Source organism: Pseudoalteromonas sp. S1610 (assembly GCF_005887465.1).
GTDB classification, from domain to species: domain Bacteria; phylum Pseudomonadota; class Gammaproteobacteria; order Enterobacterales; family Alteromonadaceae; genus Pseudoalteromonas; species Pseudoalteromonas undina.
The window spans coordinates 1-9,201 of the sequence record NZ_PNDI01000059.1; the positions used below are offsets into that span (position 1 = coordinate 1).

General features: G+C 40.3%; 8 protein-coding genes and 1 tRNA gene. 5 read left to right on the forward strand and 4 right to left on the reverse strand.

Translation table 11 applies throughout. From position 1 onward, the window contains the following. Nucleotides 1–29: 29 nt before the first annotated feature. The 3 genes from CWB77_RS16320 to CWB77_RS16330 all read right to left on the reverse strand — a co-directional run bounded on the left by CWB77_RS16320 (nt 30) and on the right by CWB77_RS16330 (nt 3,498). On the reverse strand, nt 30–2,186 hold the full coding sequence (locus CWB77_RS16320; protein WP_138623632.1) for a response regulator: 2,157 nt from the start codon (nt 2,184–2,186) through the stop codon (nt 30–32). A gap of 72 nt (nt 2,187–2,258) precedes the next feature. Further along, entirely contained in the window at nt 2,259–2,915 is a 657-nt protein-coding gene (locus CWB77_RS16325; protein WP_008108518.1) for a helix-turn-helix transcriptional regulator, read from the reverse strand. A gap of 211 nt (nt 2,916–3,126) precedes the next feature. Beyond that, nucleotides 3,127–3,498 carry a histidine triad nucleotide-binding protein gene (locus CWB77_RS16330; protein WP_010392287.1) on the reverse strand — a complete coding sequence of 124 codons (372 nt, stop codon included), beginning with the start codon at nt 3,496–3,498 and terminating at the stop codon, nt 3,127–3,129. A 92-nt stretch (nt 3,499–3,590) separates the two neighbouring features. Between CWB77_RS16330 and CWB77_RS16335 the strand changes: the two genes are divergently transcribed. Beyond that, on the forward strand, nt 3,591–4,193 hold the full coding sequence (locus CWB77_RS16335; RefSeq protein ID WP_138623634.1) for a DUF2057 domain-containing protein: 603 nt from the start codon (nt 3,591–3,593) through the stop codon (nt 4,191–4,193). Nucleotides 4,194–4,243: 50 nt separating this feature from the next. Here the strand turns inward: CWB77_RS16335 and CWB77_RS16340 are convergent, their stop codons facing one another. Beyond that, entirely contained in the window at nt 4,244–6,085 is a 1,842-nt protein-coding gene (locus CWB77_RS16340; RefSeq protein WP_138623636.1) for a M1 family metallopeptidase, read from the reverse strand. 144 nt (nt 6,086–6,229) lie between these two features. Here CWB77_RS16340 and murB point away from each other — a divergent pair, with 144 nt between their 5' ends. The 4 genes from murB to CWB77_RS16360 all read left to right on the forward strand — a co-directional run bounded on the left by murB (nt 6,230) and on the right by CWB77_RS16360 (nt 9,126). Then, complete coding sequence (murB, locus tag CWB77_RS16345; RefSeq protein ID WP_138623638.1) at nt 6,230–7,240, forward strand: UDP-N-acetylmuramate dehydrogenase; 1,011 nt, start codon at nt 6,230–6,232, stop codon at nt 7,238–7,240. Then, nucleotides 7,237–8,229: a bifunctional biotin--[acetyl-CoA-carboxylase] ligase/biotin operon repressor BirA gene (gene birA / locus CWB77_RS16350; protein WP_138623640.1), complete on the forward strand. Its 993-nt coding sequence runs from the start codon at nt 7,237–7,239 to the stop codon at nt 8,227–8,229. The genes murB and birA overlap by 4 nt, the downstream gene beginning before the upstream one ends. After that, the gene (locus CWB77_RS16355) at nt 8,226–8,924 is read left to right on the forward strand and encodes a type III pantothenate kinase (RefSeq protein ID WP_010392297.1); all 699 of its coding nucleotides are present in this window, start codon (nt 8,226–8,228) and stop codon (nt 8,922–8,924) included. The genes birA and CWB77_RS16355 overlap by 4 nt, the downstream gene beginning before the upstream one ends. Before the next feature lie 126 nt (nt 8,925–9,050). After that, nucleotides 9,051–9,126: transfer RNA gene (locus CWB77_RS16360), tRNA-Thr, on the forward strand. Nucleotides 9,127–9,201 lie beyond the last annotated feature (75 nt).

Genomic DNA, 9,201 nt, shown 5'->3' on the forward strand with positions numbered 1-9,201 from the left:
AACTTGGTAGCCCGAAGCCCGTAACCGTATTACCCTAGCCCTTGGCGTACATACTTTAAATACGCCTCTAAACTGTGTTGCCACAGTGTGCTGGCTTCATTTAACGAGTTATTTAATGGTTTTTTATCTAGCAGGCGTCGCTCAATTTTTTTAAGAGCCAGTCCATAGCTATTAAAGCCAAGTTGCATTGCGGTGCTGGCTTGGCGATGTAATAACTTAATGCATTGCTCGGGGTCTTGCTCTAATAAAGCTTGGCAACGGCTCAGTTTGTTACGCGCAGATAGGATAAACTCATTATAAATAGAAGATACTTCATCAATACTAAAAGAGCTTGTTAGGGTTTCTGTGGCAGTTTCATCGTATAACGTATCAACCAGCTCGACGGCAATGCTAGCGGTTTGTGTTGACTGTGAATCACTCAATGCTTGGCGTAGTTTTTCTTGCTTTAATGGCTTGCCAACAATGTCTTTAATACCCAGTGCTAAGTATTCTTTTATTTCATCAGGGCTCAAACTGGCGGTAAAGGCCAGCACTGGAGTTCGCTGATTTTTATGCTCCACTCGTTTGAGTTTTTTTAGCACTTGCTGCCCTGTTAAGTCGGGTAAGTTCATATCAAGTAACACCACATCAAAGTGATATTTTTTCATCAACTCAATCGCACTTTTGCCATCTTTAGCGAGCTTAATTTTATGCTCGTCGTCAGCCATAAATTCAACAGCTATTTTTTGGTTTAAATCTAAATCTTCAACAAGTAACACATCAAGTCCGGTTAAATAATCCTTACTTTGATGGCGCTGCTCTACAAGGCTAAGTTCACCTATGGCTAGTGTCATGTTAAAGCTAAATACGCTACCTACTCCCAGCTCACTGGTGATTTCTAGTTGGCTATTTATTTTATCGAGAAGGCGACTAGTTATAGCCAGACCAAGCCCCGTTCCGCCTTTTTCCTTACCGGCGCTGCTTTGAATGTAGGGCTCAGTTAAGTAATCAATTTCATCTTTTTCAATACCCGGACCTGAATCGAGTACACTTACTTTAAGAGTATGATCGAGCTGAGTTTCATTAATTAAATCAATCTGTACTTTTACTGTGCCGGTGTCGGTAAATTTAATCGCATTACCAACAAGATTAATAATGATTTGTCTGAGCTTTTGTTGGTCGCAGTAATAACAGGCTTTATCAGGGATGTTACAGGCAAGCTCAAATTTAAGCTGTTTTTGTTCGGCCAGAGGACTTAACAGCAGGCATAAGTTTTGTAGCCAAGTTTTGAACTCTATGTCTTCTTCGTACAAGGCTTCGTCATGCTGATCTAAGCTTGCGTATTCCAGCACTTTATCTACTAGTAAGTTGAGTGACTCAGCTGAGTTGATAATGGCTTCGCAATAAGCTTTATTGCGGCTGTCGCTCGTTTGGTTTAACACCAGTTGTGCGCTGCCTAAAATGCCGTTTAATGGGGTGCGTATTTCATGGCTTATAGTTGATAAAAAGAGCCCGCGAATCTCTAAGTCTTTGTGTGCTTTTTCGGTAAGTTTATTAAGCCTTAATTCTCTGCGTTCATTACACAATAGCGCCATACCGGCTGCATAAAACATAGGAGCAATCACACTGTTCAAAAATAATAGTGAGTCAAACCATGGGTTTAATATGGCATCTTGTTGTGCAACGCGATCCATAAAAATAGTTCGAGTGATAAAACTGGCTGCAACCAAGGTTAAAATAATAATGTAAACAATACTGGCATTAGGATAAGGTTTTCGCGCATATTTAAAAAAAACAAATAGTAAAAAAGCGGCTTCTACAATATGTTGAAAGTCAGAAATATAAACCCGTGAGCGCATAGATGGCTGAAAAAAAGTGAAGTAAACAAGCAATAAAGCGCTGGCAGCGGTAAATAGGCAAACAAATTTAAAACCACGACCACGATAATTTAAAAACTGACTCAGCGATAAGCAATGCACAATGGACGCTAAAAACATCATGCTATTAGCAAAGGTAATGGCAAGCTTTTCAGGGATTTTCCCTATGAGCGCAAAGCCCACAATGGCGGCTAATAGTAGTAAAGGGTAGGAGATATAAAGTAACGTGCCGGGGATATGCTTGTTAGTACGCCAAGTTAAAAAATTTAGTAACGTCATCACTGTCATGACAGCGATACTGGCAAAATAAAGCGTAAATGAGTCGAGCATTAAGACCCCATTTTAAAGAAGATATAAAAACAGGCACCTAAAGTGCCTGTATTGAATTTATTAAAATAAGCCTTAACGAATCTCGTCAGGAATATTTTGTTGTGCCCAAGAGAGTAGTTCAATACGGTTACGACATTTAGTTTTTCTAAATGCACTGTATAAATGAGTCTTAACCGTGTGCGGGCTAATGCTTAACTCTTCAGCAATTTCTTTATTTTTAGAACCATTACTCATTAACGAGATAATTGCTTTTTCACGTTTAGTGAGTTTGATTGGCTCAATATCACCATCGGTTAGCTTGTGTAGTGCGTCTTTATTAAATTGCAGCATGCGGTTAAGCGCATTACACATAATATCACGACGATACCAAAGCTGATCTTCAAGTAGTAAACGAATCCCTTTCATGAGTACATCAGCATTATCGGTGGTGTAAAATACACCGCGAATACCACTGAGTAATGCACGATTAGCGAGCTCTGGGTTTTCATCTAAATTAAACAACACAATATCGCATTTGATACGCAAATTAACGAGTTGTTCTTTTAGCTTAGTCCACGCGTCTTTACTTGATGTTTCAATGAACAATAAGCGAGTACCTACCGGAACATCTAAAATATTTGTACCCGTAGTTACGTCAAGGCCCTGTGTTTTTAACAAAGGCTCTAAAACGTTAATACCAATAGTGTTAATTGGTTCTTCGTCTAACAACAAAAAGGCTGAACTGCTCATGTTTTTTTACTCTTTTATAAAGCTGGCTAATTAATCTTACCACGATCCCTGCACACCTTTTGTATTAGGGAATAACAATTTCACTGGAGAAAAGGTGCGATTTCCAATTATTTAAACATAAAATGTTGCAAATAAGTAATTGTTTTTTTGGTATATAAGAAAAACGCCGTATTTTTAATGTATTTTTTAAGATACAGGATTTAATGGGTGACTAAAGGGCAACTTTTTTAGTGTTTTGATACGGAGGCCAGCCCATTTCTTTTCCCGCCAGCATATGCAAATGAATATGGTAAACGGTTTGTCCACCGTGTTCATTGCAGTTCATCACCACGCGGTAGCCGTCATCGCTAAAATTAAGTTGTTTGGCAAGCTTAGCCGCTACCACATATAGATGACCAACAAGATGTGAGTTTTCCTCAGTGACATCATTAATCGTGGCAATGGCTTGTTTAGGAATAATCAACGCATGAAAGGGTGCTTGAGGGTTAATATCTTTAAATGCAAGTGCTAGGTCGTCTTCGTAAATAATGTCAGCAGGAATTTCACGATTAATAATTTTAGTAAAAATAGTCTCTTGACTCATAATGATGACTCTAATTTGTTCGATTAATATGTATGTCACTAATGACAAATTTTGCCAGCAGTGTCAAACTGAAATCAACTAAAGGAGTAATTATGCGTAAATCAATATTATTAGGCAGTGTAGCGGCGCTCTTGGTGAGTGCATCTAGTTTGGCAGAAAACATTTACTTTCCAGAGGAGTTTGTTCCTTTACAAGTGGGTGAACGAGTCATTGAAAGTTCGATTTTTAGTCGTGTTGATGATGTTGAATTAGCACCGGGTACTTATCAGTTAAAGCTTAAATACACAGATTTATATGATTTAGGTTATGACGATCACGAAGTGATTGAGTCAGAGCCTTTTTGGGTCAATGTAACTGTTGAAGCAGGTAAAGATTACACCTTAGTATTTAATCGTGCTGAAAATGCGGTGGCAGCGAAAGTATTTGCTGAGGCACCGCAAGTAAGCTTAAAAGCAAAAGGCAGTACCTTAGCTGAGCCATTAAATGTGATAGCTGAACGACAACTACAAAGTTCACAGTTTAATCAGCAGGCCTCAGAAACCCCTGCCGGCCCACAAAAACCAAGCCGCCCAATTAAACCGATTGCGCCAATTAATGGTAAGGGCATGCCAAGCGCTGCCAATATGCTCGACTTTTGGTGGCAACAAGCAACGCTCGCTGAAAGGCAGGCTTTTTTAGATAAAGTAACAAAATAATTAAGCATTAAAAAAGGGCCAAGTTGGCCCTTTTTAATTTATTGATAACGCTATTTAAATAATGCGTCAATGGTACCTTGCGCCAGTGGGTGATAACCCGGACGTGCTTTTAAGTATACGCTTTGTGCCCAATCTTTTTTACCATTGGTAATAAGCGCTTTATAAAGCGGCACGATAAGCTTACGACGACCAATACCCGATAAATGCTTATCAAGCGCAGGGTAAATCGGTTGGTAACCATTACCTACTGCTAGCATGTACCATGCAAACGCACGTTCTGCGTTGGTTGATTGGGTTAAGTTAAACTCGCTGTCTAATTCAGTCATTTTTTCAATGCTTAAATCGCGCGGTAAGTTGTTTAAAAAGTGTAGCCACTCATGCACAGTCCAATTTGCAGTGGGTAATTGTGCGGCAGTTGTATCCCCTTTTAACCAGCTCGCTGTTACAGTATCGACTTTATCGAACGCGTCAGAGGTTGGGTTAGGTGCATCACTTGGTAAACCGGGCTGAAAAATCCACTCGTTTACTTTATCCATGCTCACTACGCCTGGATACTTTTCAATTAAGTTAGCTTTGATGTAAGAAACAAATTGCGCAGTGGTTAGCGATTTAAATGCAAACTCATTAAAATAGGTCTTAACAAAGTCATCAAACTTATCACGGCCGTATTTTTCTTCTAGGTAAATTAAAAATAGCTGACCTTTTGTGTAAGGCACTGAGCTAAACGCATCATCCGGATCGCGGCCATTTAGTTTTAAATTAAGGCGTGTATCTGGGGCATCAATGGTTTTAAGTTGCGCACGCAGGCCAGCTGCATCAAGTGCTTGTTCCATAACAGCACGGTCACGCCCAAATACCTCTTCCATAATGCGGTTTTCAACGTAAGAGGTAAAACCTTCGTTTAACCATAAATCTTCCCATGTAGCGTTCGTCACTAAGTTGCCAGACCAAGAATGTGCAAGTTCATGCGCAATCAGATTAACTAAGCTTTTATCGCCGGCAACAACCGTAGGCGTAATAAATGATAAGCGTGGGTTTTCCATACCACCAAACGGAAAGCTAGGTGGTAGCATAAGTAAATCATAACGACCCCATGCATAGTCGCCGTACATGGCATTGGTTTTGTCGATCATCGCTTGGGTGTCATTAAATTCAGCAACCGAGGCGTCTAAAATAGTTGGCTCTGCAAAAATACCAGTTTGCTTAGACATGGCCTTAAATTCTAAGTTACCTGCACCAATTGCAATTAAGTAAGGTGAAATTGCTTGTGGCATAGTGAAGTGGTAATCACCATCTTTATAAAGAGCATCTTTATTATCAGCACTCATTACTGCACGAATATCCTCAGGGGTATGAATGCGCGCATTATAAGTTACACGCATTGCTGGGGTATCTTGCACTGGGATCCAACTACGTGCATGAATCGCTTGCGATTGGCTATACATAAACGGGTGAGTTTTACTGGCAGTTTGCTCTGGCGTTAACCACTGTAAGCCAGACGCTTCTGGGCGGCTGTTATAGTAGATACGAACTTTTTGTGCTTGATTTTTAAAGGTAATAGTTAGTTTTGAGCCTTTAACATCATCGCGGTTAGCAAGGTTAAAACTAGCTTTATGCCAATTGCCATTTGCCGTTTGATACATCACTTTATCAATATCAAGATCACGGGTATCAAGTACTAGCTTTTTACTGTTGGCATTTTGCCACTGTAGCGTATGCTCAACAAAACCTTCCAATTGCTTATCAGCAAAGTCGATGTCTAAATCAAGGTTTAAATGCGTGGTGATAACATCATCAAGGTTGGCGTAGGAATTTTGATCAATAGCGCTGGCCATTGCTTGCGAGCACATACCTGCCATAGCGAGGCTTAAAAAAAGAGGTTTGATTTTCATAATTACCTTGAGTACAAATAAAAAAAGTGCAGGTTTTATATCATGATTGCTGCAGTGGGTTGAACAATTTTTACAAGCTGATGCGCAATTTGCGACGATGAGTTAAACTAGAGCGATTAATTACTGCTACCTTTAGAGGGCTTTGTGCCGCACTCATTACAACCCCTACATACATTTGCATTAAGTAGCCAATGCCAAAATTTTGTCGAGATTACCGACTCAGCGCAGCTTAAAAGTCAGTGCTTTAAAGTCCCTTTTTGTTTGTTGGGTGAGGGCAGTAATACTATTTTTTTAAATGACTATGCAGGCACGGTCATTAAAATGGCAACCCAAGGCATTACTATAACTGAGCGCTCGCATAACTTTTTAGTTAGTGTAGCTGCCGGTGAAAATTGGCATCAATTAGTGACTTACTTGCTGGAGCAAGGTATCGCGGGGTTTGAAAACTTAGCTCTCATCCCTGGTACAGTCGGCGCTGCACCAGTACAAAATATTGGTGCCTATGGCGTAGAAATAGCTCAGTTTATTGAAGCTGTTGACTATTTTGATATTGATAGCGGTAGCTTTAAATCTTTAACTAATCAGCAATGTCACTTTGCTTATCGTGAATCGGTATTTAAACACGCGCTAAAAAATAAAGCAGTGATCACCCAAGTGCACTTTAAGTTGTCCAAAATATGGCAGCCAGTACTCAGTTATGGGCCGCTACAACAACTAAAAAACCCGACGCCACAGCAAGTGTGCGCACAAGTGATACAAACGCGTAACAGCAAACTCCCAAATCCCTATAAGCTGGCTAATGCAGGCAGTTTTTTTAAGAACCCTATTATCACCAATAGTGAATTAGCACAGTTAATTACGACATATCCTGAGGTACCTCATTACCCGCATGGTGCCGGTCACCATAAAGTAGCTGCAGGGTGGTTAATAGAGCAAGCGGGATTAAAGGGATATAAAATTGCAGGTATAGAAGTGCATCAACAACAAGCGCTGGTACTAGTTAATCATGGTAATAGTACAGGGGATGATTTAATTAATATGATTGCTCACATTCAGGATATTGTTTTAACACGTTACAACATAAGTTTAGAACACGAAGTGCGGTTAATTGATCAAGACAATGAATGCCATATCTCTTTGGAGCAATCAGTATGAAGGCACCAGATGGAAACAAGCTGGCTATTTTAAATGCACTGAATGAAGGTGGGTTTGTCTCTGGGCAAGCACTAGGTGATGAATTAGGAATAAGTCGCGCGGCGGTAAGTAAGCATATTCAAAGCTTACAGGCTATGGGCTTAGATGTATTTAAAGTTTCAGGTAAAGGCTATTGCTTAAATAACCAAGTAGGTTTACTTAATCAGCAAAGCATACAGCAGCACTATGCTGAGTTAGGCGCTAATACCGCGAATATTGAAGTGCAACCACTGATTGATTCAACCAACAGCGAGTTAATGCGCCGTATTCAAGCTAAAGCAGCGCTCGAATCGGGCACCGTGATTGTAGCCGAAATGCAGCAAGCAGGGCGGGGGCGTCGAGGCCGAGTATGGCAATCACCCTTTGGTGCAAACTTATACTACAGTTATTTTTGGCGCTTAGACGATGGCTTACAAGCCGCGATGGGCGTATCAATTGCTGTTGGTTTAGCGGTGTATGATGCGATAAAAGCACTTTATGGTATTGAAGTAGAGCTTAAATGGCCAAACGACATTTATATAAACAAACAAAAACTCGCAGGTGTCTTGGTAGAATTAGATGGGCAGCCACAAGGGCCATGTAAGTTGGTAATAGGGATTGGTATTAATTTAAATATGCCACAAAGTGCCAGTCAGTACATTGACCAAGCGTGGACCGATTTAAGTCAGCACACCCAGCAGCTAGATAAAAATCAACTAGTAGCTTCATTAACTTATTGTTTAGAGCAACGCTTAGCGCAATATCGTGAGAATGGCTTACAAACTATGTATCAACAATGGAATGCATTAAATGCATTTGCTGGTCAGCAGGTAGAGCTTAATACCGGGCATCGTAGCTGGTGTGGCATTTGTGAAGGTATAGATGCGCACGGTGGTGTACGTATTCGCCAAGACGGTGAAGTGAAAAGTTATTATGGCGGTGAGATTTCATTAAGAAAGGCGCAAGCATGAGATTACTCATTGATGTAGGTAATACCTCGCTCAAAGCTGTATTGTGGCAAGATGGGCAAATACAGCCATGCGATACTAATAATATTCCATGGCTGCAAATTACGGTTGTTGTTTACGCTTGTGTGGGTCGTAGTGAATTACTCAAGCAGCTATTAGAAAAAGCCCAAGCACAAAATATCGATTGCTTTGAGGCTACGGTTAGTCATGAGCTCGGTACGTTGCATTGCGCGTATCAACAAGTGGGTAATTTGGGTATAGATAGATGGTTGGCGCTCATTAGTGGTTATACGCTTTACCCTAATACGGCCGCAATTGTTGTTGATGCTGGCACGGCAACGACTATAGACGTCCTTAATAATGATGGACAGCACTTAGGTGGTTGGATATTACCAGGGCTTGATTTAATGACTGCCTCACTCACTCAAAATACTCAGCGCGTATTTGATGATGAAAACACGCCATTTGCTAATGAGCTTGGCAAAAACACTCCTAACGGATTAAAAAATGGTGCTTTAGTGGCAACTATTGGCGCAATTGAACAAGCAAAGCTGCATTTAAATACAAAAAATAGCCTTTTAATTTTTGCTGGTGGTTATGGTCAGCTATTACAAGGGTATTTTTCAGACAGTATTTTCGACCCAATGCTAGTGATGAAAGGCTTAAATTACTGGTATGAGTTAGCTAAAAAGAGTTAAAAACAACAAAAAAACCGCTTTTTGCGCGAATAGTGAGCGTTTGAAGCATAAAATCACATTTTTTTTAATTTTTTGGTTGCATCCCAATAAACCTTACTCTAGAATCTCGCCCCGTACTAAAGCAGTGCCGACTTAGCTCAGCTGGTAGAGCAACTGACTTGTAATCAGTAGGTCAACCGTTCGACTCGGTTAGTCGGCACCACTTTATTTAAATAAAGTGTTTTATTAACATTTAATTAGCACATTTTAAGAGCCTCGATATCTAAGTTGGTAGAGC

Bases quoted from the DNA above. Each gene is read 5' to 3' on its own strand.
- CWB77_RS16355 (WP_010392297.1), top strand. From the start codon at position 8,226: ATGAGATTACTCATTGATGTAGGTAATACCTCGCTCAAAGCTGTATTG.
- CWB77_RS16330 (WP_010392287.1), bottom strand. From the start codon at position 3,498: ATGAGTCAAGAGACTATTTTTACTAAAATTATTAATCGTGAAATTCCT.
- CWB77_RS16335 (WP_138623634.1), top strand. From the start codon at position 3,591: ATGCGTAAATCAATATTATTAGGCAGTGTAGCGGCGCTCTTGGTGAGT.
- birA (WP_138623640.1), top strand. From the start codon at position 7,237: ATGAAGGCACCAGATGGAAACAAGCTGGCTATTTTAAATGCACTGAAT.
- CWB77_RS16320 (WP_138623632.1), bottom strand. From the start codon at position 2,186: ATGCTCGACTCATTTACGCTTTATTTTGCCAGTATCGCTGTCATGACA.
- CWB77_RS16340 (WP_138623636.1), bottom strand. From the start codon at position 6,085: ATGAAAATCAAACCTCTTTTTTTAAGCCTCGCTATGGCAGGTATGTGC.
- CWB77_RS16325 (WP_008108518.1), bottom strand. From the start codon at position 2,915: ATGAGCAGTTCAGCCTTTTTGTTGTTAGACGAAGAACCAATTAACACT.